At 41.1% G+C, this 25,674-nt stretch carries 18 protein-coding genes and 2 tRNA genes; 15 read left to right on the top strand and 5 right to left on the bottom strand.

Annotated elements, in window-relative coordinates:
* Positions 1–12 precede the first annotated feature (12 nt).
* From H3H32_RS27825 to H3H32_RS27815, 3 genes are read right to left on the bottom strand one after another with little or no spacing between them, the layout of a single operon-like run.
* A complete protein-coding gene (locus H3H32_RS27825; protein ID WP_182459004.1) occupies positions 13–1,386 on the bottom strand; it encodes a serine hydrolase in 1,374 nt (457 codons plus the stop codon).
* A 50-nt stretch (positions 1,387–1,436) separates the two neighbouring features.
* Entirely contained in the window at positions 1,437–2,582 is a 1,146-nt protein-coding gene (locus H3H32_RS27820) for a helix-turn-helix domain-containing protein (RefSeq protein WP_182459003.1), read from the bottom strand.
* Positions 2,583–2,596: 14 nt separating this feature from the next.
* Entirely contained in the window at positions 2,597–3,220 is a 624-nt protein-coding gene (locus tag H3H32_RS27815; RefSeq protein ID WP_182459002.1) for a hypothetical protein, read from the bottom strand.
* A gap of 169 nt (positions 3,221–3,389) precedes the next feature.
* Between H3H32_RS27815 and H3H32_RS27810 the strand changes: the two genes are divergently transcribed.
* From H3H32_RS27810 to H3H32_RS27790, 5 genes are all read left to right on the top strand, one after another.
* Complete coding sequence (locus tag H3H32_RS27810; RefSeq protein WP_182459001.1) at positions 3,390–4,580, top strand: hypothetical protein; 1,191 nt, start codon at positions 3,390–3,392, stop codon at positions 4,578–4,580.
* A 67-nt stretch (positions 4,581–4,647) separates the two neighbouring features.
* Positions 4,648–6,327 carry a DUF8832 domain-containing protein gene (locus H3H32_RS27805; RefSeq protein WP_374191857.1) on the top strand — a complete coding sequence of 560 codons (1,680 nt, stop codon included), beginning with the start codon at positions 4,648–4,650 and terminating at the stop codon, positions 6,325–6,327.
* A gap of 78 nt (positions 6,328–6,405) precedes the next feature.
* Positions 6,406–7,236, top strand: a complete 831-nt coding sequence (locus tag H3H32_RS27800; protein WP_182459000.1) for an IS982 family transposase — start codon at positions 6,406–6,408, stop codon at positions 7,234–7,236.
* A 167-nt stretch (positions 7,237–7,403) separates the two neighbouring features.
* Positions 7,404–7,476, top strand: a tRNA-Gly gene (locus H3H32_RS27795).
* Positions 7,477–7,538: 62 nt separating this feature from the next.
* Positions 7,539–7,623, top strand: a tRNA-Leu gene (locus tag H3H32_RS27790).
* Positions 7,624–8,234: 611 nt separating this feature from the next.
* Here H3H32_RS27790 and H3H32_RS27785 read toward each other — a convergent pair.
* Entirely contained in the window at positions 8,235–9,194 is a 960-nt protein-coding gene (locus H3H32_RS27785) for a DUF6175 family protein (protein WP_182458999.1), read from the bottom strand.
* Positions 9,195–9,653: 459 nt separating this feature from the next.
* Here H3H32_RS27785 and H3H32_RS27780 point away from each other — a divergent pair, with 459 nt between their 5' ends.
* The 7 genes from H3H32_RS27780 to H3H32_RS27750 all read left to right on the top strand — a co-directional run bounded on the left by H3H32_RS27780 (position 9,654) and on the right by H3H32_RS27750 (position 15,954).
* Entirely contained in the window at positions 9,654–10,274 is a 621-nt protein-coding gene (locus tag H3H32_RS27780) for a hypothetical protein (RefSeq protein WP_220472567.1), read from the top strand.
* Between the two features lies 1 nt (position 10,275).
* Positions 10,276–11,184 (top strand): hypothetical protein, encoded by a 909-nt coding sequence (locus tag H3H32_RS27775; RefSeq protein ID WP_182458997.1) that lies wholly within the window; start codon positions 10,276–10,278, stop codon positions 11,182–11,184.
* Positions 11,181–12,176 carry a hypothetical protein gene (locus H3H32_RS27770; RefSeq protein ID WP_182458996.1) on the top strand — a complete coding sequence of 332 codons (996 nt, stop codon included), beginning with the start codon at positions 11,181–11,183 and terminating at the stop codon, positions 12,174–12,176. Before H3H32_RS27775 ends, H3H32_RS27770 begins: the two co-directional genes overlap by 4 nt.
* Positions 12,177–12,518: 342 nt before the next feature.
* The gene (locus tag H3H32_RS27765; protein ID WP_182458995.1) at positions 12,519–13,382 is read left to right on the top strand and encodes a FlgO family outer membrane protein; all 864 of its coding nucleotides are present in this window, start codon (positions 12,519–12,521) and stop codon (positions 13,380–13,382) included.
* A 391-nt stretch (positions 13,383–13,773) separates the two neighbouring features.
* Positions 13,774–14,703, top strand: a complete 930-nt coding sequence (locus H3H32_RS27760) for a FlgO family outer membrane protein (protein ID WP_182458994.1) — start codon at positions 13,774–13,776, stop codon at positions 14,701–14,703.
* Between the two features lie 706 nt (positions 14,704–15,409).
* Entirely contained in the window at positions 15,410–15,679 is a 270-nt protein-coding gene (locus H3H32_RS27755; RefSeq protein ID WP_182458993.1) for a helix-turn-helix domain-containing protein, read from the top strand.
* Between the two features lie 2 nt (positions 15,680–15,681).
* Positions 15,682–15,954 carry a hypothetical protein gene (locus tag H3H32_RS27750; protein WP_182458992.1) on the top strand — a complete coding sequence of 91 codons (273 nt, stop codon included), beginning with the start codon at positions 15,682–15,684 and terminating at the stop codon, positions 15,952–15,954.
* Between the two features lie 13 nt (positions 15,955–15,967).
* Here the strand turns inward: H3H32_RS27750 and H3H32_RS27745 are convergent, their stop codons facing one another.
* Positions 15,968–16,459 (bottom strand): hypothetical protein, encoded by a 492-nt coding sequence (locus H3H32_RS27745; RefSeq protein ID WP_182458991.1) that lies wholly within the window; start codon positions 16,457–16,459, stop codon positions 15,968–15,970.
* 86 nt (positions 16,460–16,545) lie between these two features.
* On the opposite strand from H3H32_RS27745, the gene H3H32_RS27740 reads away from it, so the two are divergent.
* From H3H32_RS27740 to H3H32_RS27730, 3 genes are all read left to right on the top strand, one after another.
* Complete coding sequence (locus H3H32_RS27740; protein WP_182458990.1) at positions 16,546–17,190, top strand: hypothetical protein; 645 nt, start codon at positions 16,546–16,548, stop codon at positions 17,188–17,190.
* A 108-nt stretch (positions 17,191–17,298) separates the two neighbouring features.
* Positions 17,299–21,408 (top strand): HigA family addiction module antitoxin, encoded by a 4,110-nt coding sequence (locus H3H32_RS27735; protein ID WP_182458989.1) that lies wholly within the window; start codon positions 17,299–17,301, stop codon positions 21,406–21,408.
* A gap of 221 nt (positions 21,409–21,629) precedes the next feature.
* Complete coding sequence (locus H3H32_RS27730) at positions 21,630–25,427, top strand: hypothetical protein (RefSeq protein ID WP_182458988.1); 3,798 nt, start codon at positions 21,630–21,632, stop codon at positions 25,425–25,427.
* Positions 25,428–25,674 lie beyond the last annotated feature (247 nt).

The raw sequence follows: 25,674 nt of genomic DNA, 5'->3' as shown, positions 1-25,674 counted from the left end.
AGGCGGAATCACTTACAATCGCTTCGCCACTACGTCGCCATTTTGGTGAACCGTAATCTGAGTAACTCGCCCGGTTTCGTCTTTCTGGAAGGTTAATTGCGCGTTGACGGCTTTGAGGAAAAAGTCCGTTTCACTGGATGGAAAAATCTCGAATCGTTCCTGACCTGTTACTTGTAGAAATAATCTGTTCTGGTCGAGTGTAATGGTTATGATTCGTTTCGGGTCAAGCTGGTATTGGCCTACGTACTGCTGTAAAATCGCTTCGCTGACCTGAACCGTTTTGAAACTAACAGGTAGTTGGTATGGCATGCCATACGTAACAAAAAGCAAGTCTTTAAGCATCGGCTCCAGCGTAGTCATGTCTGATGTGTCATCGACATTGGCGAGCATTATCAGGACTGTATCATCGTCGGGGATAAGCACCAGAAAGGTGGCGAAGCCTGGAAGGTTGCCATTCTGAAAAACTAACTTTTTGTGGTTCACGAAATAATTAATTCCCCAGCCGCAACTCCAGTTGCCGGGCTTGATGGGAGTAAATGCCAAACGTTGTGAAACTGATTTCAACAATTGAGTAGAGCGGAAAGCCTGCGTCCAGCGGTACAAATCTCCTACTGAACTATACATACCACCAGCGGCATAAGCTGCCGTTGAATCGAGCGGACGAACAGCTACTAGAACTGAATCTTTCCAATACGTATAGCCCGTTGTTTTATCTGGCGTTTGTCGATTGATAAAATCAAAGCCTGTTCGGGTTAGCTGAAGTGGTTTGATGAAGCGCTTCCGAATGACGGTTTCAAATGGTTGTTGGGTTACTTTTTCGATAATCAGACCCAATAAGAAATAGCCGGAATTTGAATAATTGACGGCCTTCCCCGGTCTGTTGGCCAGTGGTTTGTCTTTGAATGTGGAAAGTATGCGCACTTTGCTGACAGGACGGGTAAATTCCAGGCTGTCTTTCGAATAAAGCACGCCTTTGTAGTCATAAATCCCGGACGTATGGGCAAATAGCTGCTCGATGGTAATCTGATCACCATTGGGGTAATCGGGCAGGTATCGGCTCAGTTTATCCTTGATCGATAACTTTTTTTCTTCCTGCAACTGAAGTATGGCTGCCCCTGTGAATGTTTTGGTGATTGACCCAAGCTGGTAAATACTAGTCGTGTCATTCGGGATTTTAGCGGGCTCATTGCGCCAACCGTACCCCTTCTGGAGAAGGATACTTCCTTTTTGCGCCACCAATACGGTGCCATTGAATCGGTGCAGGTTGGCGGCAGCGGTCAGGTATTTGTCAAGCTTTTCGGCTGTCGATTTCGTGGGCTGGGCGTTTGCTGAGTGAATCAGGAAAAGAGCTATTGGGAAGATAATTACCCGAAACAATATGTTCATAGCAGGTCGTTTTTGGGTCAAAGCTGCCCGAAAAACAGACGCTGATCTGCTCAAATCCTGATTTGAGAGGTATTTTTTAGGTATTCGCCGGGTGAAACGCCCGTTGATTGCTTGAATGTACGCTGAAAGGTCGCCTGCGAGTTGAAGCCACAGTCGAAGGCAATGCCGGTAAGGGTCAGGTGTTCATAGGCGGGATCGACTAATCGACGTTTTACTTCATCGACTCGGTAGTCATTAATGAACCCATTGAAATTCTTGTGTAGATGCTGATTGAGCACTGCCGAGATCAGTTTCGGTGGAAGTCGCAAATGCTGCCCTAATTTGTCAACGGTCAAATCCGTATCCAGGAAGAGTTTTTCCTGTTCCATCGCACTCGAAAGCGCGTTAACGACCTGCTCAACGGTTTGCGGATTCAAATCTGCATTAGCAGGTTTGGCAGTGGGCTTATTACTGCTTTCCGACCGTGTAAATAAATACCCTTTGAACCCCAGCCAGTAGATCAGAATGGCAATAGGAATATAAATGGGATACCAGCCAAAGCGATCAAGTAAAGGGCCGCGTGAAACAGGGATGATATAAGGCACTAAATGAATAAACCAGATGACCTGAAAAACTAGAAACACATTGACAAATTGCCAGAGCCAGCGCATAGGAGGAAGTTGACCTGCCTGTTGATTTGACGTAGTTGATTTGTACTGACGAAGTGTACGCCTGGCTAGAAATAGATAAATTGTAGCCGATAGCCAGCGAGGAATATCAACATACGTATCGTATTCGTCCATTGCATTTCCCCAATTGGGGCCGGTTTCCCGCTCAAAAAATCCCAGCAGCATACCAGTAATGAAAACCCAGCCTATGAATTTCGAGCCTAAATCCAGAACAGCTGGATAAAAATGACGTCGTTCGGTTTTGCCAAATTGAAAAGCGGGGTCCAGCATCGACTTTGTATAAAAGTAAATGAGTGGCCCAATGGGCATGGCAATAATAAGCGGAATTAAATCCAGCACGAGTACTACCCAACGATTGGTAATGGGATGCCCTACCGCAAAACTCATCGATGCCAGTAGGCCAATGAGCGTAGCCAATAACCGGTTCGGCAATCGATTACCTTTCGGATTGAGCCATAAGAGTGCCGCCAGAATAACTCCCTGAACACTACCCAGTAACAGAATCAGGTCAAAAGGAGAGATCGTCATGCCACTGGAGTAGACTAATAATCCTGGATTTTTACGCGTATTCGGTGAGGAGCCACGCTGGTACCCCCGAAATAAAGTCCAGTGTTATACGCAAATGATTTATTGTGGGTGAACGGAATCGTTTTGCCACCCAATACCTGATACACTTTTCGATCGTAATCGATCTTGATAACCATTTTGGTGGGGGTATTAATGGCTACTTCGGCTACTTTGAAGTCAATGCGTTGGCCTTCAACATAAACATAGGCACCCAGATCAATACGTTGCCGTTGGGGGTTCCAGCGCCAACCAATCCGTGCCCCATCTACCTGATGAGGAGCGACTCCATCCAATGGCTGATCTTTAGCGCCAACAAATCCAACGCCAATTACTTTGTTCCAGTCATCGGCATCAACGGCTCCGACATCGTAGATGCAGCTGCTATCGAAGGTGACCGTGGCCGATACTTCACTCGGACTGATAAGTAAGCCAAATTTGCGGGCAGGGCTTGGCTCATGTTCACCGGCTTCAATAACAACCCAATCAGAGTCCGACACTAAAAAGTCGGGCACACACGCACTCATGAATAAGCTAAGGCTAATCAATAATGCTTTAGCTACAAACGACTTACTGTTTGCAGAGAAATTGGAATGGAGCATATGATCTGGCTTAAGTACACGCATCGATACGCAAATAACGCTATAAATCAGTGGAACTGTATCCCGTTGGCTCAGAGAGCGTAAGCGTTGTTGCCAAGCGATCTCACGACTTTGCGCAACATTTCGTATTTTACAGCATCATTAAGCCCTACGGGTAATTTGTTTATTTATGCCATCTATCTCCTCTGCTGATCAGCGTTTTAGCATACCAATTTATATCTACGCAGCTGTCTTCGCTTCATTTTGTGTCATTATGGGTCTTCTCTGGGACATCATGTGGCACATGAGCATTGGACGTGATGGTTTGTTTGCGGCCCCACACCTGGTTATTTACGTAGGGGGAGTGGTTGGTGGATTATTTTCTGCCTACCAGATTTTTAACCTGACGCTGTCTAAAAATCACCCTGGCCGCCCTGAGGCAGTACCTTTCTGGGGTGTTTTTTATGGGCCGTTAGGCGCTATGTTCTGCGTTTGGGGAGCATTGGCCATGCTCACATCGGCCCCTTTCGACGACTGGTGGCACAACACATACGGGCTTGATGTTCAGATTCTGACCCCTCCACATACCATTCTGGCCATTGGTATCATGACATTACAGTTCGGGGCCATCATTGGTGTTCTGGCTTTACAAAACAGGCACCAGAATACTGGTTTAGTTAGTACTACGTCCATACGCCTGAAATGGTTATTTGCCATTGCGGCAGGCTTGCTGCTCACTATGCTATTTTCTTTGTTCTCTGAAACAATGGAACGGGGCGATACGCATAGTACAGCTTATTATGTTACAGCAGCCATTGTGTTGCCGTTCTATCTGGTAGCTATGGGGCGAGCCTCCTTATTACGGTGGCCAATTACCTCAATTGCAGGCCTATTTATGTTGTTTTTACTCCTGCCAAGCTGGGTCATTCAACATCTGCCCGCCGTTCCCCGGTTAGGACCGGTGCTTAATCCAATCACCCATTATCAGCCGTTTGTGTTTCCGCCCCTACTCATTATCCCAGCCTTTGCCATGGACTGGATTTTGCATCGGTTCGATAATCCGGTTACGGGACGAAAACTCAACGATTGGGTGTTGGCCGTTTTATTGGGTGTTGTGTTTTTGCTGATATTACTGGCTGTACAATGGCCATTTGGCGAGTTTCTGGAAACATCTCCCTATGCGCGGAACGGCATCTTTTTGTCGTATTCCTGGACATATGGCAGTCCGCCCGATTGGGAGTATCGGTATGCTTTCCCACCCTGGCGTACCCAATCGCCAGCCGAATTTGCTATGGGTTTTGGGAAGGCATTGATTTACGCCAGCCTTTCGGCCCGAGTTGGATTGCTTTGGGGAAATTGGATGAAACGAGTAGCTCGCTGATTGAGCGTATTAAGGGAAAGAGGTCATGAAATTCTGCGAAATGAATCCAATAAAAAGCAATAAACGAATGTCTGGACGGGTTATACGACTTGCCCTATTCTATTCACTCATTCTATCACTCACTCATTCATTCATTGCCTCCGCTCACGTTGGCAGTTCGGGCGTAATTGTACAGAAACAGGTTGGTAACTATCAATTGCTAATCAGCGTAAAACCGCCTGATGTAGTGCCTGGAACGGCCATCGTAACGGTATTTGTGGAACAAGGCCGGGTGAGTAGTATTGGAGCAAGACCAATTTATTTCCGTTCGGGCGATAAAGGCGCGCCAACGCACGATATTCTGACCCCTGTAGAAGCCAATCGTTACGAGGGAGATTTGTGGCTAATGGACTCTGGCTCGTCGAGTATTGAATTGAGCATCGATGGACCCGATGGTAAACAGCAGGTGATTGTGCCTGTTGTGGCTATGGCAACCGCTTTGCGTGAAATGCCCCAGGGAACGGGTCTGGCATTGGCCGCAATGGGTCTCCTGCTGGTTGTTATGCTCATTACCATCATTGGCGCCAGCAATTCGGATGGCGTTTTGTTACCCGGTCAAAAAGCACCTGCTACACTCGGTCGTCGGAGATTGGTTGGCATGGGCGTTGGTTTGGCTGTTATTGTGTTGATTCTAACAGGCTGGCGCTCCTGGTGGACGAGTACCGCCGAAGACTATCGGAATGAGCAACTCTATCAGCCAACACGCATTGCAACATCGGCGCGTGTTACTAATGCGCAACGCCAGCTAACGATCCAGTTCGATACAACAGGCTTTGGTAGTGGCCGAAGATCTCGTCGGCTTTTTAGTTTTATGCTGCCCGATCATGGCAAACTTATGCACGCTTTTTTAGTTCGAACGCCGGGGCTGGATGCCTTCGCGCATTTGCACCCTGAACGTCGGGATACGCTGAACTATGAATCGACTTTACCGCTATTGCCGGGAGGCAAATACCTGCTCTATGCTGATGTGGTTTACCGGAGTGGATTTGCTGAAACGCTGACCGATACCGTTGAGGTCCCATCGCTAAAAATTACAGCAGAAACAGCTGCTAATGCGAAGCCAACTGATGTAGACGATAGCTGGCTCGTAACCGAACCGATGGGAGTAAAAGCAAATGCAGTAAACGTCCCCCATTTAGATAATGACATGGTCGTGTGTGGCAAGCCCGGTGCTAGTGTGAAACTTAGCGATGGGTCTACGATGATTTGGATGGACAAACCCTCGCAGATTCTGGAAGCGGGGAAACTATATCTGTTAAAATTCGCTGTAGCCGATGCACAAGGAAAAGCCGCTGCTTTAGAGCCATATCTGGGCATGGGAGGGCATGCAGTTATTCTGCGCTCAGATGGAACGGTCTATATTCACTTGCATCCTGTTGGAACGTACTCAATGGCAGCCGAAGGTTCCCTGGTAAATCGTATTGCCGATACAGCCAGAACTTTCCATTACCCCAATGCTGCCCGATTCCGTGATAGCATCGATACCTACGTGACTAAATTGAAAACATTGCCCGAAGTCGAAAAGAATAAGCTACTGACAACAAGTATGCCTGGTATGAGTCATGCTATGAAAACAAATAACATGGTGGAGTTCCCTTACGCATTTCCGCGTGATGGTCATTATCGCATTTGGGTACAAGTAAAACGTAACGGACAAGTACTAACAGGCGTTTTCGACACGCAGGTAAATGATGCGTTGTTAAATTAATTCAAGTTGCGAGATAGTTTGAGCCTGCCAGTCAGGAGTGTATTTTAGAGTCTCCGAGGTTCTAAAATAACAACTCCCATGACTGACAAAGCCATAGCAATCTACTGCTTTTTAGACGATTTCTTCAAGCTTAGTGCCCCTAAAGAAGATGCTCATTGTAAACTTAATGATGCCGAAATCGCGACAACCGCTTTGCTAGCGGCCCTGTTCTTTTACGGTAATCAAGGCTCGGCTATGAAATATATGCGCGAACATCATGGTTTAAAAATGATCGACAAATCAGGATTTAATCGACGTATTCATCGACTTGAAGCCCGGTTAATAGCCCTCTTTCATTCCTTGGGATTTACCCTTAAAGACCTCAATATCAATAGCCGTTATATCATTGATTCGTTTCCCGTAGCCGTCTGCCGCAATTGCCGGATTCCGGTTTGTAAATTGCTGAAAGGCAAAGCCTATCATGGCTACAATGAAGCTAAAAAGGAATATTTTTACGGTTTCAAGATTCAAGTCATTGTGGATGAAGATTGCTTGCCAGTTGATTATTTCGTGCTAGCAGGTAGCTTTGCCGATGTCACAGCCCTGCAGTCTATGACTATTGATCTGCCAGCGGGCAGTGAACTGTATGGCGACAAAGGCTACACCGACTATGAACAGGAAGATTTATATGCCCAGCATGAACAGATTTATCTTCGAATTCATCGCAAAATAAATTCTCACCGCCCTGACCAGCCTTGGGAAGTGTTTCTTAAGAACCACTTCCGCAAGCCAATTGAAGGGGCATTTAGTCAGATCACCGACTTATTTCCCCGCCATATTCATGCGGTAACGGCCAAAGGATTCCTCTTGAAAGTGTTTTTATTCCTTCTGGCATATACCTTCGACGGACTTACGCCACATGCTCTATAATCTCGCAACTTGAATTAAATTAGATAAAGAGTAATTTATTCACAATCAGATTTATACATATAGACGCGCAAAATTTTTAGTTTTTTTTAGACGTAAGACTTGACAAACGAAGAAAATAGCCTAATTTTGCATCCACAATTCGCCGAGAGAGTGGCAAATTGTAAAACGCGAAAGTAGCTCAGCTGGTAGAGCGCGACCTTGCCAAGGTCGAGGTCGCGGGTTCGAACCCCGTCTTTCGCTCTACAAAAAGGCACCGACCCCGGTGCTTTTTTTGTAAAAATCTGCTTCGGCGGAAATGGAATGCCGGGATGGTGGAATTGGTAGACACGCCGGACTTAAAATCCTGTGGGCCTCAAGCCCGTGCGGGTTCGACTCCCGCTCCTGGTACTTGATAATCAAGAGGTTATATCTTCAGAGGTATAACCTCTTTTTTGTTCAGGACAACAATAGGACAACATTTCAGGATTTTATTTTTTAACAAAGATTTATAGGGCTGGCAGGACTCACAACGCAAAAGTCGCTGGTTCGAGTCCTGCTCCCGCTACTCTGAAAATTAAGCCGTTACAGTTAAATACTGTGACGGTTTTTTTATTTGGTACAACAATTACGAATGTTGCCGTTCATTCTTAGCTTTTAAATTGCTACTGGAGCTGTTTAACAGTACTATGTTCCTTAAATAAACTAACTTAGAAACAGTGGGTCAGTAGTCCGATTTCACCCATTGATTCTTGACTGTCAATAAGGTAATAAATAAAATCTGTAAGTTATTTTTTATTTGTACAAAATTTACAAAAGAAATTTAGCAGATAAAAAGTCAACTCAGAATCTATAACTACTGTATATACAGCACACTTTTATTTGTTCTTTTTGGGGTCCCACTAGTCAGTTGTTTGTAACTAGCAATCGTAAAGGGAGGCCCCTGCAACTGCTTTTGCCAGCACAAATCCATTACTTTAAATTGCTGCTCAAGGTCAGATGGTCGAAAGAAGAGCGATATCTTAACGTGATAGAATGATATGGCCTTCTCCTAGGCCCTGCGAGGCATTTTTCACTTTCACACCGCATATTTTCTGCAAATCTGCCTGCATTAGGTTAACCCAATCGCGGGCCGAGATACCCTTTTTTTTCTTAGTATCTAGATACGGAATCCGAATGTTGATGAACTGCACTAGCTTATCTGTTTCGCCCGGCTTTGTATTAGGCGACTCTGAATCGGGTTGTTTGTATTTTTCAATCAGGGTCAGAATCATATCCCTGTAAGGCACGCCAGTAGTGCTACATTCATTCGATAGTTCGAACTCTGTACTACCGGCTATCGAAACCATAAGTTTAATTGTACGGCCGTTCGTCTGGATATCTTCCTCGTGTTCATTAATGCCGTTGAGAAAAGTGTTCATATTATTAAGTACTTGATCAGTCAGTAAAACCGGAACGTTGTCCTCAAGGGAGGCTAAACCGGGATTGGCAATAGCTTTAATCACTTTGTTGGTGTACGAATCTTTAGCCGCCAGCACAAATATCAATCTATTGGTCGCATTTCTCTTCTGCATTTGATAAGACAATTCAAGAACCACGTCGGGTCGTACTTGATTCAGAACCTGCGTAAGAGCATCGGATTGTAAGTTGCGAATGTCACTCGTAATGTTCGTATTATGGAGTTCTTTCAAAGAGTGTTCCAGATCTTCCAGCAGAAACCCCTGTTTGGCAAACTGATCAGCAATGGCGGCACAGGCGAAGCGCAAATCGATCTGATCGGCAAAAGCTTTCTGGTAATCCCGTTCTAGAAAAGTTACGCCGTTAATGGTTATATACTTCAAACAGTTTAGTCGTTTCAGCAAATCATCGGCCGGAATAACCATCAGCCGTGGTTTTATTCCTTGAGCTTGCCCATTAATGCACAGAAAAAGTAGTATACTGAGTTGGCATGTTTTACCAATTATATGTAATAGGTGGTTCATCAGTGATAAAATTGAAGGCTGAATTTTCGAATGGTTTTAATTTTGATCAGCTATTACTTAAGTTGGCTGAAGTTTACTTTTGCATTGACGCCAATGCTGTATACCCTCTTAGATCTTGTACGTTTATTGTAGTTTTACTTAGATATATTGAGATATTATCATTAAGTTATCGATTCAAATTAATAACTATAAATTACTGATTTTCAAAAATTTACAATATTATTAACTCGTTTAATCCCTAAAAGGAGTTTTGGAATTAATGATTTTTAATTTAAAGTAATTTCTTTGATATAATTTAGTCCATAAAGCCCTAAATTTGAGCAATTTAACGAACTATTTAATTCGAATGAGTGAATGAATATATTAAAAGTACTGATAGCTCTTTGTTGCCTAATACTTCTACCCACCTTTCTATTCAGCCAGTCATCTATCAGGAAACTTGATCCAGATAAACGTTACATGTTGCAGAAATGGGAGGTATTTTATACTAATATACCGGTTAGCGGTGGGGTGAGAGTGGGTATTATGGCTTTTGAAAATAGTGATAAAATAGTACCAAACTCTTTTTTTGTGCGCATACCCAAGCATACTCAACCTCTACTTTGTGTAGAGATAAGTTCGCGAGATGGGAGATATCAAGCCAAGCTACCCTTTACGATTGTGGGTTCTGAACCAGGTATTTATGAGCTTATCCTGCCAACCCAGTACCAAAATGAATTAAAAAATTATTCCATTAAGGATATCACGATCTTGGCTAAAATTACAAAAGCCTGCGATGAAGAACCAGAATGCTATGTCCTATCGGCTTGGAACAGTCCTAAATTTAATCAGCAGCAAGCTTATGTGTACCTAAATACGGATGTGTATACTGAGCTAATTTTAAGTGACTTATCTAATAAATCAGTTGAGCATGTTATTGAATGCGAAAAAATACCTGAACCAATTGCTACAGCCTATAACTGCCTTTGTAAGCTATCAGGCTACGATCTTACTAAGTATTCTGAAATTCGAATAAAACGAATTATTGTCAGATGGCCTACCAGAAGCACTTCCATTCTTAATTTACCTGTTCGGTTTTAATATGAAACGAGTTTTACGAACTACTTGGTTATCACGAAAGACTTGGCTAATAAGTATAGTGGTATTAGTATGTTCAGCTATTTCCTATCCATTACTATTTGACCCAATCGTAACTACATTTAATATTACCGCGAATACAGAACGAATAGAAATTCAAACAGTAGATGAAAATGGTAGCCATCTAAACTTTTACGATGCTGATATCTACGATACCGGCACCAATCCTATTTTTAAAAAGTTTACTGGCTCTTTGAAACTTAATAAAGGAGTCGCTGTCACTATTGAACGTACAGCTTATGGTCCAGCAATTTTACAATTCAATGCTCCTAAAAATCAGATTATTGGAAGCATATTTGATGAAAATAGTCAGTTTGTTAGGCATACAAGCCATTTTCTGCAAATCTTCATCAGTAACATAAAATCTAGAGCTGAGAACGGCCAAACTATTATTTTACCGGTTGATGGTGTAGTGAATATAGGCCGATCCGTTGATTTTGAAACACCAGATGAGAGTACAGCGGTGCTTCGAAGTGGTGAAATCAATATGACCGGGAAGTCAACATTTACTGATACGTTTGAGGCAGGCACCAATCAACTTTACTTAGGTGATCAAATAACGTTCGATGATAAAAATAATAAAGCTTTTGGTTTTATTACGATTAATGAACAGCCATGTATGCAAGCTGCTTATCGCGTAATCGCTAAACAGGCTACTATTTTAAAACCAGGTCCGAAAACACAAAATAGCGGAGTTGACATTCAAGCTACCAAATTTGATCGCTTATCAAAAGCATCTCCCTTTCAAATTATTTCGCTCATTTTCGGTGCATTAGGCTTTCTTACAAGCTTATTTACTTTTTTAAAAGATAATAACTTAATAAAAGGAGTTATCCTTTCTTGGCAAAAATGAAAGCTTTTGTCGTGATTATACTTTCCTATTTAGGACTAAGTACTCATGAGCTTGTCTACGGGCAGCAAGCCGTTCATATACAAGCTCATGAGCATGGATCTGGTATACTAAGGACTAGGTCAGGTGAATGTTTTGTGATCACTCCTGCCCATGTAGTTCAAGATATGAATAAGCCTTTTTCAATATGGGGTCCTAGAAGTGTGTTGTCTACTGGAGAATTGGTCGAACTATATCCATACGATTTGGCCATTGTAAGAATCATAGCAGGAGGTGAACAGTATTGTACGGATTGGCAGATTGATGTAAACTATGAAAATATTCTAACTGGAAGCGTAGATGGTTTTCTTGACATTGCGCAATTGAATGGCATAGTCAAGTCAATGAAGGTATTCTTATTAGAAAAGGATAATATCCGAATTGTCATCAGACCTTACTTTCCTAAAGAACAGATTAGTAAAGGTATGAGTGGGTCATCTTTGTACACAATCGTCAATGGCAAAAAGGTCTTCTTGGGTATGCTTCAAGCCATTGAAAATCCAGAAACTGGGATTATTCTTAAAGCAAATGTAATGGAAAGCATTTTAAGCAATTTCTTTGATGTTACCAACACGCGTCGCAAAGTTGAAGTGGCTGTTATCACCGTCAAAGAGAGTTCGATGAATGGATTTGAGCTAGCAGAGAAGGCTTCTGAAATTCTTTCTAAACAGTATGTAAATTATTCATTTGTTCCATATGAGAAGGGCAAATTGAATTCTACCAAACCTGTCTGTGAAATTTCTGAATTTACAGAAAATGATCCCGAAAATCGGGCCAATGGGCAGATTCACAAATACAAAACTCATGTAACATTGACAGTCAAGCACAATGGTCAAGTAATCAGCCGGGAAACACTTGATGGTAGTGGTACTGACTATTCAAAAGAAAATGCTCAAACGCTCTCAATAATTAGAACTCTTGAATTAACTGAAAAACTAAAATTCTCTAAAAGGTAGACATTATCAATCTTTTACAAAGGATTTTATTATTTGTGATTATAAAGCATATTTTGAAAATATTCTAAAAAGGACTCTTTTTATATAGATGATAAGTAGAGCAGAAATTAAATACACTACTATATTAATGGGAGTAAATACCAGCAGCTACACCCTTTATACAGTTGCTTATAACAGAGTATAAGAATGCCAATTACGAATTATATATTTATGCAGTTGGAAAGAATAAAGGCAATTGTTTTTATGGAAAATTATCTGCTATTGCGAAAAGCGGTAAAGCGGTTGTTCATATTATTAACCCAAATCGTTTATTCTTAACTTAAACTAAAACAAAGCAAAAAAATGAATCGTTCCTCGTTTCTAGCCACCCTGTTTTTTGGAATATTTATTTACAATAATGCATTGTCTCAAGATGTTCGTTCCCAATTACGCCAAATTGCAAACGACTTAGCTAAACAAATAGAAGCCAAAGGCAAAAAACGCGTTGCAGTTGCCTCTTTTCTTGACCTACAGAACCAGGAGACCGAATTAGGCCGATATATGGCCGATAAGTTTAGTTTAGGCCTCAGTAATAGCCCTAATCTGGAGGTATTGGATCGTAGTCAACTGGCACAGTTAATGGAAGAAAATAAGTTTGGAGCTAAGAGTATATTAGATCCGAAAACTATCCCTACCCTTGGTAAAATTGCTGGCGTAGATGTATTTATCACGGGCAATTATGCACCTTTAGATAACTCTATTGACCTCACTGTAAAAATTATCGATAGTCAACGAGCTGTTCGTTTGGGCGGGACAGATGGCGTTATCCCTCGTACACCAGAAGTCAACAAATTACTGAGTTCAGTAGGAGGTATTGGAATAAATAACACTAATAACTCTAGCAATACATCTAATACTCCAAAAGTACGGACTGAAATCAAGCCTGCCCCTGACTGTGGAACAAAAAACTCCTGTGTAATCTGTTTAACAAATGGCTCTTCAATAAATGTCAAAGGGCTTAATCAGCATATGTGGAGTTATGCTGCATATAATGTTTTCTATATTCATCCTGGAGAGACGAAGTGTTGGAAAGAGGTTTACATTCAACAAAAGCAAGATCATATGAATCATCAAATCTGGTTTCGAAATGATAATGATGTCGAATTAAAAACAGAGCAATTTGTCATTGAGCCATGTAAAGTCTATACAAAAACTTACACCGACTAACTCATTACAATCAAGACACATACATGGCTAAATAGGTTTTAAAAATATAATAGTTGAAAGATGTAGCTTGTTTCGCATAGAAATAGTAAAGCCAAAATTTATCAACTCAAAATTTTAATCTTTGTAAACGCAAGAAATTTTTTACCATTTATTAATGTGTACAATTTAGATAAAAATAAAAAATAATAGTCTTGCGTTTTATTTTTATACAAGTAAAGAAGTGAAAAATCAGCGTTATAGTAAAATATCACCTGTAACTGAGCTATGCTGAGTGATTATTAATCTAGTAAATTCAGCTCGTATTTTCATAAAAAAGAGTTTGAACCAGTAATATAACTTCATCGAAGCTAATAAAGTTTTTGTTCGAAAAGCGATTAATTTTTATTTTAATATGAGAAAAATTCATATCATACTTTTCCTTGTATTTAATTTTTTAATTATTTATGACTTGCATGCTCAGTACGACTTGCAGATTAAGTCGATTGCGCAGGAACTGGGCAAAAAAATCGCTGAAACAAATAAAAAGCGTATCGCAGTTGCCGATTTCACAGATACTAATGGATCTGTTACACAATTTGGTCAATTTCTTAGTGAAGAATTTAATACATATTTACCTGAAGCCGGTCACGGATTTTTAGTAATTGATAGAAGCCGTATCAACATCTTAATGCAGGAAAACCAACTGCAGAGTAAAGCCCTCACTGATCCTTCTACAGCGATACAGCTAGGTAGATTGGCTGGGATAGAGGCTCTGATCTATGGTACTTACACTTCTTTCAGTGAGAGCGTGCGAGTGAATGTTAAAATAATTGATATCCAACGAGGAATAATTATACGCTCAGTAGCTGGAGATATAACTCGAACTCCTGATATAGATAGATTAATAAATGGAATAGTTGTAGTAAAAGATCCTTATCAATCTAGACATACTACTCCATCTCCAAAACCGATTTGCAGTGGGAGAAACTCAGAAGGGATTCTAATTACTCTTAAAGGGTGTTCGCAAAGTGGTGATTTTCTGACATGCCAGTTTACTATTTATAATGATCGGGCTGACAAATCTGATATATCATTTAGCTATAAAAGTAGAGCAGTAAATATTATTACTGATGCCGGTGAACAGTATGGACCAGATAGGACTTTCATAGGGTCTACCGAAAATAATGGATATGCCGACGTGATTACTAATTATTATTCTAAATATGGTATTACAGTTAGCGGAAGTGCTCTTTTTGCAGTAGGTGATCGCAAAGTAAAAAATCTCCAACTTTTCGAAATGCAAGACCAAGAGCTAAGTTGCAAAAATATTCCTGTAAAATGATTTAATTTTTTATTCATTGACATGAATAAATTTTCCTTATTTATAATGTTTTTCGTTGGATTACACAGTACTTATGTTCAAGATATACGTTCACAATTAAAACAAATTGCGAATAATTTATCTAAATAGATTGAAGCAAAGAGAAAAACTAGAGTTGTAATCTTTTCGTTTTTACACCTAAAAAGTCGAGAAACTGAACTGGGGCGCTACATGGCGGATAAGTTTAATGTTGGAATAGTTTCGGCAAACACTAATCTCCAGATAACAGACCGTAGCTAATTAGAAAAGCTTCTGAGCGAAAACTAACTAGCATCAAGTAGTATCCTAGGCCCTAAAACTGTACCTAAGCCAAGGAAAATATCTGGAGCTGAAGTCCAATTATACAATACAGCATTAGATAACTCCTTAGATATTACCGTAAAGGCAATTGACTTAGAAGAGGCATGGCCTCAAACCTTTATGTTACAGTAAGCATTGTCTATATAACAACAATTTACTGGGCCGAATTGGCTTCTACCGAAGATGCAAATACGTGGATTAAGGAAGCTGTTAAAGGTCTCGAAATAGCAAAAATGCAAAGTGGTAATAGATACATAGAAGGTCCAGATTTTATATCAAGATCAGAAATAAGATGGGTATTGATTTCTCGTAATTTTACTTACTATATACTTTCGTAATCATCTATTTCTTTTTTAATAAAAACTTCATGGAAGTAATCTGCCTGCAAGATGAAGCCTTTTATGCTCTGGTTGAACAGGTTGTTGCTAGGCTTAAAGAGAAGAGCGGGCAAGAAAAAGAAAAATGGATTTCTGATGAGGAAGCCATGCAATTGCTAAACATCAAATCGAAAACGACATTGCAGAAACTGAGGGATGAGGGAAAGATCCGTTTCTCACAGCCGCAGAAGAAAATCATTGTGTATGATCGTGATTCATTAAATGCCTATCTTGAACAAAACGCACGAAACACGTTCTAGCTATGGAAGACGAGGAGAAAGTAGAACCAGATTATCTGAAAGGCTTTAATGAGGGGTATACGATTGCTCAGCACCTGCCACAATTGGCCGAACAACTAGCCAACGTCCAAGGTGAGAGCAATCGCATTGCTGGTTTTAAAGCAGGACGTGACCAATATACGACGGAGCGGATGAAAGATCGTTTACCGTCCTGGCTAAAGGGAGAGCGTCCATCAAAAGAGCAGGGTACACCAACCAAATCCAGAGGTCGGGACATTGAACTGGATAAAGATTAAGTGTGATCAAATTTTAATCACGATCCATGTCTTTGCCTCGCTCAGGGGATTTATCTTTTGAAGGAAGTCTTCTTGACCGGGAAAACATCGAATCCATATAATTCTGCGATAGCTCTAAATCCTTAGGCTTACTGTGAAATGTATTCTTTTTCTCAACATCCATCTGTCTAAACGGATTAGGATATAGCGTTTCACGGGCTTGATCACGCACTTGCCGAGCAGCTTTAGGGTCAGCCTCTCTTACTTCCTGCTCAACCTGACTGAAAGTATCTTCTTTCAATTCAGATTTCTGCTGTTCTAAAGACGCGATTGCCCGTTCGCGGTTAAAATAGCGTGGTTGTGTGAAACCAGGTGGCCTGAAGGCAAGCGTCGGTTTACTGTTCTGTGGGACATTTTTGATCTGCTCATCAATCTGCCGAGCCCGCTCTTGGGCGGCCTGCACCTTGTCTTCGATATGGGCGTATTCCGGTGGATACCCTTCATCTTCGCCTTCTTTCTCGTTCATTTGCTTGTGTATTTAGTGTTTGCTGTTTGTTACTGTTATGCTAATATAGGGAATGTAATGAATGCTTTTACGACCGGAGCATAAAAATGAATTCAAACCAGACGATCATTGATGAATATTACAACGGCGATGTTAAACGTTTCGATGATGCTTACGCTGAGGCCATTACGGAAGGCCGCAAGGAAATGGTGCAATGGAACGACCTTATTACCGCAGTTACAATACTGCCTGATCTTGAAGACGAGGGCCGGGAGTTGATCGAAGAACGTTTAGGCTATCTCCCCAGCGACAATGTTATCTTACCCTATGAGCCTTATTTACGCGGATTACTGCAGGGCTACCGACAGAGGCAGATGACATCATGTGAATTTCGTCATCAGGTCGATGAGCACGTTAAACTGATCCGCAATGCAGACATGATGCCCAATCTATACCTAATCTACGATCCAGAAATCTATCAAAATTATGATAGAACATTTTCCCCTTATGGATATGCTGTGCGCTCAAGACTAGTCTGGCTGCTAGGCTATCAACCCAACCTTGACCATTCACTAATTGCGGAAATGTGGTTGCGTGATGTATTCGCTCGCGATACGATTCAATTGCCAGAAACAATCACGGCAGTAGATTGGAAAGCCATCACATTGATCAAATACCGGGAAGTTTTACTCGAACATGGGCAAATGGCTGCTGATGCATCGCCATTACTTCAATTGCATTTTATCAGGTGATTTTCTGCCTGCAAGATTGGCGTCTAACATCCATACTGAAATTAATTACAAATTGAAACTTTTATATTGTGTATCGTGTTGCGCTACAGAATACAAATTGATTTTGATATGGCCCTTGAGGACATTAATACTACACAAACTCCGGGCGAGTATATCCGAGAAACGATTCTAACGCCCCAGAAGATAACAGTTAAAGATGCGGCAAAAACCCTTGGTATTGGACGTCCTGCCTTCTCAAATTTTATAAATGGGAATTCATCATTGTCTTCTGATATGGCTGCTAGAATTGAAAGAGCCTTTGGTATTCCTGCGCAAAAGCTCCACGATTTACAAGCAGCTTATGACGTTGCACAAACAAAAGGTGCACCAGCCAACACAAACGCATATGTACCACCATTTTTGAGTATTGTAGCTAATGAAATAGAGACCTGGGTTGATCATAATATCAGTGCCCGATCACGTCTTTCGGTTTTTCTGCGTACACTCGTCCATTCAACCGGTGTCGGACTAACAAAAGTTGATTTTTCTGGGAATGATGACGCTCAGCGTCCAGGCTGCGATGGTTCTGTTACCGCTACTTCAGGAACTCCGTGGATTCCTGAAGGCCAATCTGGATGGGAGTTTGGTTGTAACGAGGCCATCAAAGGCAAAGCTGATCACGATTATAAAAAAAGTACGAAAGCCGAAAGTAAATCAGATCGTAGCAATACGACATTTGTTTTTGTCACGCCACGTCGCTGGCCTGGAAAAACACAATGGATCAGTGAACGGAAAGCTGAGGGACATTGGAAGGATATCCGTGCTTATGACGCCAGCGACCTCGAGCAATGGCTGGAACAATCAGTAGCTGGGCAAACTTGGTTTGCTAATGAGACGAAACGTTTTTCAAGTAAAACTAGATCGCTTGATCAATGCTGGTCTGATTGGGCACAAGTCGCTTCTCCGCCATTACCAAGAACTTTATTTAAAGTTGCTGTGGAAGGGGCGAGAAAGACGGTGGCATCTATATTGGCTAAGGAACCAGAGGAACCCATTATTATTGCTGCGGATTCAACGGAAGAAGCAGTGGCCTTTTTAGCTGAATTATTTAGTGAAACGGGAACGGAACTAGCTTCTTTCCGGGATCGGATTGTTGTTTTCGATGAACCGGGAATACTTCCTAAGCTTGCTATAGGTTCCTCAAACTTCATTGCAATTGCTACTACGCGAGAAGTTGAACGTGAACTGGCACCATTTTGCCGCACTATTTATACGGCTGTTGTATATCCTCGTAATGCAATTAATACCGAGCCGCATGTCTTATTAGAGCCGTTAAATTATGACACGTTTCATTCTGCTCTTGAGGAAACTGGGTATAGTCGAGACGAAGTGAATAGACTTGAAAATGAATCTGGCCGCTCGTTAACTGTTCTGCGAAGAAGACTTTCCAAGGTGCCAGCCGTTAGGGCTCCGGATTGGTCTGTTAATCGACAGATTGCGACTAGCCTGGTGCCATTTATGTTTGCTGGAGCATGGAGTTCTACTAATAAGCTGGATCAATTTATTTTGTCTTCATTAGCAAAGGAAACCTCATACGAAGAGCTAGAAAAACAACTTCAAAAACTTACACAGTTAAATGATTCCCCTGTCTGGTCGGTTGGCTCATATCGTGGTGTTGTTTCTAAAATTGATCTCTTATTCGCAATCAGTGGTACGCTCACTCGTTCTGAATTAGAAACCTATTTTGAAGTTGCTGATTTCGTCCTTTCGGAAGATGAGCCTTCTTTGGATCTTCCCGAAAAAGATCGCCTGTTTGCCATGCTTCGTGGAAAAATGCGTGAAATTTCAGGGGCATTACGTAAGGGAATTTGTGAAACGCTTGTCTTATTAGCGGTCTATGGGAATAAATTGTTTCAAAAGAAATTAGGGCTAAATGTCGAATCTATGGCAGTTGGCTTGGTTAGAAAACTACTGGGTGAGCCGCTGACAACCCGCACATTGGAAGCACAGGATCGTGACTTACCGACGTATGCGGAAGCCGCCCCTGACGAATTTCTAAAAATATTAGAGAAGGATTTAAAAACAGTTGAGCCCGCATCTTTTGGCCTCATGCGGCCGGCCGATTCTGGAATCTTTGGCGGCACCTCGCGGGCTGGTTTATTGTGGGCCTTAGAGAGTTTAGCTTGGTCACCCACAACCTTTTCAAGAGTCGTTTTCGTACTGGCAAAGCTCGCTGAAATCAAAATTGATGATAACTGGGTGAATAAACCAATTGAATCACTTAAGGCTATTTTTCTTTCCTGGATGCCACAAACTGCTGCAAGCCTCCAACAAAGATTAACAACCATAGAACTTCTTTCCATACGTTTCCCAAAAATTGCCTGGGAAATATGCATGGAGCAATTTGGTCAACTGCACTACACGGGTAATTACAACCACAAACCTAGCTGGCGAAATGATGCCCAAGGATATGGGGAACCTAAGCAGGATATTGAAATAGAGGCCTTTGTTATGAAAGTGGTCGATATGTCTTTAAACTGGAAGACTTATGATCGATCGATGATCGGTGATCTTGTTGAACGCCTTCATGGCTTAGATAATAGGCGACAAGAAACCCTATGGAGCATCGTGGGAAATTGGGCCGCTACAGCCAATGATTTTGACAAGGCACAGGTGCGAGAGAAAATTCGAGTAATGATCATGTCACACAAGGGAGATGCTCAGAGTGAAAAGAGTAACTCAAGTAGGCTTATTCGTGCCGCTAAAGCTGCTTATACGGCATTAGAGCCTACTGATCTTTTGAATAAGTATGAATGGTTGTTTCGTGACATCTGGGTCCAAGAATCCTTCGATGAAATACAAGATGATGACTTGGATTACGAAAAAAGAGATAACCGCATTACAAAAATGCGAAGTGAGGCCCTTCAGAATATTAAGGCGGAACGTGGAATTGAAGGTATTCTAAACTTAGCAGAAATGGGTAAATCTCCTGACCTGATCGGAGCATTAATGGTCACTTCGGTTTTAGCTCCAGAAGAGGTTGTTGATTTCTTGTTAAGAGTTACAAAACCCGGAGACGAATTCAATTCATGGACCTTTAAAAATCTTGTCAAAGGAGCTATTCGATCAATTGAAGATGATTTAGCAAGAGCAGAAGTACTGAAGCAGCTAAGAGTATCTTTACCAGAAGAGAACTTCGTAAAGTTGCTGGAACAAGCTCCTTTTCGGACTACGACTTGGTCTCTTATCGAGGAAATGGATTCATCATGTCAGCAAATGTATTGGACCGAGGTTATACCAAGCTGGGGAAACCAAACTGACGATGAGTTGAACAATATTGTTGATCAATTACTCATGGTCAAGCGTCCTCGCGCAGCATTCCATTGCGTTCATCTTGTGTTTGAAAAACTACGCCCTGCCGTTTTGTTTAGACTTATGGATAGGCTTGTAATAGGTGGAGATGAACCAGAAGGGCACTACCCACTAAAGGAATATCACATAGAAAAAGCGTTCAAAATCTTGAATGAAAGCGCCACTTTCACGGTAGAAGAGATGGCAGGATTAGAGTTTTTTTATATTGATATTTTGGTACATTATCGAGGGTTGAGAGCAAAACACGGCGCTCCTAATTTGGAAAAATATATAGGTAATCATCCCGAATTTTTCACTCAAGTTATCGCGTGGGTTTATAAACGTCAAGATGGAAAAGAAGATCCGGAAGAGTTGAGGCTTGAAAAGGCGGACCATATTCAGAACAGAGCAAAGCAGGGATACAAACTTATAGAGGGCCTAAAATTTATACCAGGGCGAAATAAACAGGGTGAGATTGACCCGGACTTACTCTTAGGATGGATCAATGTAGTGCGTAAATCATGTGCAGAATTGGGGCGGCAGAATGCTGGCGATCGTTCTTTGGGAAAATTGCTGGCAACGTCTCCGAATGGTGTCGATGGTGTTTGGCCTTGTGAGCCAGTAAGGCAAGTTCTGGAACAAATTCAATCTGAAGAAATTTCCCGTAGTATCACCATTGAACTCTTTAATTCGCGTGGTACCCATATGCGGGGAGAAAATGGCGACCAAGAGCGTGAACTAGCTTCCATGTATAGGAGATGGGCCTTGGCTTTGGAGTTTTCTCATCCTTTTGTGGCTTCCACCATTCTAAAAAGTATGGCAGATGAGTACGAAAGAGAAGCGCAACATGAAGATACAGTGGGAATTATCCGAAACCGTCTACGATAATCTATGATACATCAAAACGAAATCACCTACTAAACTAACCATCAGCTAAAAAGAAAATCTGTGAAGTTTGGCTTTAAAAAGGCAAAGCCAAGTGTTTTCTTCCATTTATTTAGATTTGAGAGAATTTAAAATTGTCACCTTCTTTTTGAATTAAGGAATCAGTATCTCTCTATAATTAGGTTATCGAACATTTAAAACGTACTGCTATTGAAAATAGCTTGATGGAAAACTTATTTGAAATTTCAGGTGACGACATTGCAAAGCTTAGTGACAGTAATTTGAGAGATCTCATTGGCTTGCTATGTGAAGCAGATTGTAAAGCACATGAACTTTCCCCAAGGGGAGTAACCTGGGGAGGACATCAAGATGCTAAGGATGGTGGACTTGATGTTGTTGTTGAGCTTGAAAATATAATTTCAGGAGGTTTTATACCAAGACTTAAGAATGGATTTCAGGTCAAGAAACCGGATATGTCCGCGTCTGCCATAGTCGAGGAGATGAAACCTAACGGTATATTAAGAGATTCGATTAAATCGCTTATTCAAGCTGGCGGAAGCTATATAATAGTCTGCTCAACTGGTTCAACATCTTATAAGGCTTTACAAGATCGTCGTCATGCGATGCAAAAAGCCGTAATAGGTGCAATTAACCACGAAAAGATTCACCTTGACTTCTATGATCGGGGAAGGGTTGCGACCTGGGTGAGAACACACCCTTCAATGGTTTTATGGGTTCGAAATAAAGTAGGCCGCAATTTAAAAGGGTGGCAGCCCTATGAAAACTGGACTCAACCGGGAGAAGTGATAGGAGAGTATTTGTTTGACGAAGGCATACGTCTTTTTGATGATACAAAAAAAATTAAAGAGAAAGAAGTAGACATAGAAGCTGGATTAAATAAAATCAGAGCGATTTTAGCCACACAAGGTTCTTGTGTTCGGTTAGCTGGTTTATCTGGGGTTGGGAAAACAAGATTTGTACAAGCCCTTTTTGACGAGAGGATTGGCGAAGCCCCACTAAACTCATCTCAAGTCTTTTATACAGACATGTCAAATGGGCCTGATCCTGACCCAAGAACATTTGTTGAACAACTAATAACTCAAAGAACCAAGGCAATAGTCGTATGTGATAATTGTCCTCCTGAATTGCACAGAAAGCTAACGGAGGTATGCTCTGGCTCAGGAAGTACATTAAGCTTGATTACAGTTGAATACGATGTTCGGGACGATTCGGCAGAAGAAACACACATTTTTCGCCTGAAACCTTCCAGCGATGAACTAATCTATAAATTGATTCGAAAACGATTTGGACATATAAGTGAAGTAGCTGCAAAAAGTATTGCTAGTTTTTCAGGGGGGAATGCTAGAATTGCAATTGCGTTAGCAAATACAGTACGGCAAGGAGAAACGCTCTCTGGTTTTAAGAATGAAGAACTGTTTGACAGACTCTTTCGACAGCGGAATGAAACAAATGCTGATTTAAAGAAAGCAGCTGAGGTGATGTCTCTAGTATACTCATTCGAAGGAACAGAAACTCATGCCATATCTGAACTATCTATTCTAGCTTCATTAATCAACAAACCAGTACACGCTTTATACGGGGATGTGGCCGAGCTCCGAAATAGAGACCTTATACAATCAAGAAGTGTTTGGCGGGCCTTATTGCCACAAGCAATTGCGAATCGACTGGCTAAAAATGCCCTAAAAACGATCCCTTTAAATAGCATTGTATCGACGTTTCTTGAAAATGGCTCTGAAAGATTAATAAAGTCGTTTACGCGCCGATTAAACTATCTCCACGATAGCGACGAAGCGGTACAAATTGTAAATGGATGGCTTGAGGAAGATGGATGGTTGGATAACTTAGAGAACCTAAACGACTTTGGCATAAATGTATTAGAAAACATAGCCCCAGTTTCTCCCAAAAATACTTTGGAAGCGATTGAAAGGGCTGTAAAAAATGTTGAATCAAATAATGGGTCTATTGCCCATCACTCGCGTATCGTACAATTACTTCGTAAAGTAGCTTACGATAGCGAACTTTTTATAAAAAGCGTAAGAGTGCTCTATCTTTTGACTTTGTCTGGAAGAGATGATGAGAGAAAGAATGCTAAGGCCGCATTAAAATCATTATTCTTTTTATATCTCTCAGGAACACATGCCCCAATAGAAATTCGCTATTCATTTATCAATGAACTAATTACTAGCACCGATTCTAATAAACAAGAATTAGGGCTTCTGCTTTTAGAAACATCTCTAGAAGCTTGGCATTTTAATTCTATGTATAGTTTTGATTTTGGTGCCAGGCCACGCGACTATGGATATACTCCTCAAACTGTTCAGGAGTTATCTAATTGGCATGGTTATCTAATTAAAAAATGCGTAGATATTATTTTGTTAGATTCAAACTTATCGGATAAACTAAAGAAAATATTAGCGAATAAATTCCGAGGCCTATGGACAAGGTCAAATGTACAGCAAGAATTACAAGATGCCGCTGTAAAAATTAAAAATACTGGATCTTGGATCGAAGGCTGGCTTGAAGTAAGGACAGCAATATACTTTGATAAAGAAGATAATGATGATGACGGCCTAAGGAAGCTAAGAAATCTCAGTAGATTATTAGAACCAGTAAATCTGGTAGAGCAAATAAGGGCATATGCGCTCTCTAGCAGAGGAATGTATATCGACGAGGATGAGCGCAAAGATATTCCAAGTGCAAATTGGGAAAAAGTAGATGAAATTTCATTTAATCTAGCGCAGCTATTAGCTCAGGATGAAATAAGCTTGGATATATTAATTCCTGAGTTAATGTATAAGGAAAGCAACCGCTTATGGATTATTGGGCGAGGCTTAGCAAAAGGTTCTAATGATAGAAACGCACTCTGGAAAAAACTCAGAGATCAATTAGAAAAAACTGATGAAAGTAAAAGGAATGCTACTTTGCTTCAAGGATACCTAGTTGGGACGTATCAAAATGATATAGAGCTGTCAAACATCATATTGGATGAAATTCTTACTGATCCGATTTTAGGCTGTTGGTTCCCTGATTTTCAAACAAATGTTATAATTGACGCCAATGGTATCGAGCGCCTACATAAAGCATTAGATTTTAATATTGCTCCTCTTATAGCCTATAGGAACCTTTGGCTAAGGCAAATAGATCAGACACTTATTGACCAAGCTTCAGCTAGCCTTATAATGAAAATATTATCAAAAGAAGGGGGAGATGATATTGCATTAGATTTATTTAGTTCGTTCCTCCGTAGCTCTGATGACAAGGAATGTCCAGAAACTTTGCTCGAAGTAGGGAGAGCTATATTGGTTGGTTATCAATATTCTGAACATGTTGATCGCAGGCTGATGGATTATAATTTAAGTACAGTAGCTAAAAACTGTCTGCTGGGTGAAAGTGCTAGTGAAAGCGCCGTTACAATATGCCGGAATATAGTTGACGCTTTCGCATCTCGCGACTTTTATGCCGATGAATGCGACGATTTCTTAGAAGTAATAGCAGAATTACAACCTAAAGCATTTCTTGATGTTATTATTGGAACAGACCTTCTAGAAGACTATCAGCTTCGCAGATTAATTTCTGATAGTTTTTCCAGGAAGAGAAACCCACTAACTAAACTAACTGATTCGCTGATTATTTCATGGTGCGATATTGATCCTTCTAAACGCTACGAAAAAATAGCGACCTTAATCGATGTTTTTTTTCATAGCCAGGATACGTCCAGATTAGAATGGTATCCTCTTATAGGTACTATCCTTAAGAAAGCACCGAGTACAGAAAGTGTTATAGCTGCGCTTAATGACGCCATTTGGCCGAGGTCTTGGTCAAATTCATTAGCAGATATTCTGCAATATCGTCTTATATTACTTGAAGACTTTTTTCTTCATAAGAATATACAAATATCTGCTTGGGCAAGGGAGACACATTCTAAAATGGAAGCTGCTATCATAGAAGATCGAGAACAAGCGCGTGAAAAAAATCGTCGCGAAGACGAACGTTTTGAATGAACTGGATATAAAAAAGCGAAGTTTGAGGTATTGTGCAGAGAAAATGAAACCGAATTAACTATTCGTTAAAAAGATAAGATGAAGGACAGCTCCAGAAGGTAGCCATACTGTATGAGAGCTAGATTGTCTTCGACGGGCGTTTTGTCCAACTTAGCTATCTCTTTTGGTGGGTGTTCCTTTAGGAGCGCCCAATTCTTGTTAGCGCTGGTAGTAAATAAACGGTTATATATATTGTAATAAGAGTGAC

The sequence above is a fragment of the Spirosoma foliorum genome, assembly GCF_014117325.1.
Classification (GTDB): domain Bacteria; phylum Bacteroidota; class Bacteroidia; order Cytophagales; family Spirosomataceae; genus Spirosoma; species Spirosoma foliorum.
Note: the sequence above shows the minus strand (reverse complement) of the source record. Positions and strands in the feature narration are given on the sequence as shown.

Coding starts and splice junctions, on each gene's coding strand:
- H3H32_RS27825 (WP_182459004.1), bottom strand. CDS start 1,386: ATGAACATATTGTTTCGGGTAATTATCTTCCCAATAGCTCTTTTCCTG.
- H3H32_RS27820 (WP_182459003.1), bottom strand. CDS start 2,582: ATGACGATCTCTCCTTTTGACCTGATTCTGTTACTGGGTAGTGTTCAG.
- H3H32_RS27815 (WP_182459002.1), bottom strand. CDS start 3,220: ATGCTCCATTCCAATTTCTCTGCAAACAGTAAGTCGTTTGTAGCTAAA.
- H3H32_RS27810 (WP_182459001.1), top strand. CDS start 3,390: ATGCCATCTATCTCCTCTGCTGATCAGCGTTTTAGCATACCAATTTAT.
- H3H32_RS27805 (WP_374191857.1), top strand. CDS start 4,648: ATGTCTGGACGGGTTATACGACTTGCCCTATTCTATTCACTCATTCTA.
- H3H32_RS27800 (WP_182459000.1), top strand. CDS start 6,406: ATGACTGACAAAGCCATAGCAATCTACTGCTTTTTAGACGATTTCTTC.
- H3H32_RS27785 (WP_182458999.1), bottom strand. CDS start 9,194: ATGAACCACCTATTACATATAATTGGTAAAACATGCCAACTCAGTATA.
- H3H32_RS27780 (WP_220472567.1), top strand. CDS start 9,654: ATGTTGCAGAAATGGGAGGTATTTTATACTAATATACCGGTTAGCGGT.
- H3H32_RS27775 (WP_182458997.1), top strand. CDS start 10,276: ATGAAACGAGTTTTACGAACTACTTGGTTATCACGAAAGACTTGGCTA.
- H3H32_RS27770 (WP_182458996.1), top strand. CDS start 11,181: ATGAAAGCTTTTGTCGTGATTATACTTTCCTATTTAGGACTAAGTACT.
- H3H32_RS27765 (WP_182458995.1), top strand. CDS start 12,519: ATGAATCGTTCCTCGTTTCTAGCCACCCTGTTTTTTGGAATATTTATT.
- H3H32_RS27760 (WP_182458994.1), top strand. CDS start 13,774: ATGAGAAAAATTCATATCATACTTTTCCTTGTATTTAATTTTTTAATT.
- H3H32_RS27755 (WP_182458993.1), top strand. CDS start 15,410: ATGGAAGTAATCTGCCTGCAAGATGAAGCCTTTTATGCTCTGGTTGAA.
- H3H32_RS27750 (WP_182458992.1), top strand. CDS start 15,682: ATGGAAGACGAGGAGAAAGTAGAACCAGATTATCTGAAAGGCTTTAAT.
- H3H32_RS27745 (WP_182458991.1), bottom strand. CDS start 16,459: ATGAACGAGAAAGAAGGCGAAGATGAAGGGTATCCACCGGAATACGCC.
- H3H32_RS27740 (WP_182458990.1), top strand. CDS start 16,546: ATGAATTCAAACCAGACGATCATTGATGAATATTACAACGGCGATGTT.
- H3H32_RS27735 (WP_182458989.1), top strand. CDS start 17,299: ATGGCCCTTGAGGACATTAATACTACACAAACTCCGGGCGAGTATATC.
- H3H32_RS27730 (WP_182458988.1), top strand. CDS start 21,630: ATGGAAAACTTATTTGAAATTTCAGGTGACGACATTGCAAAGCTTAGT.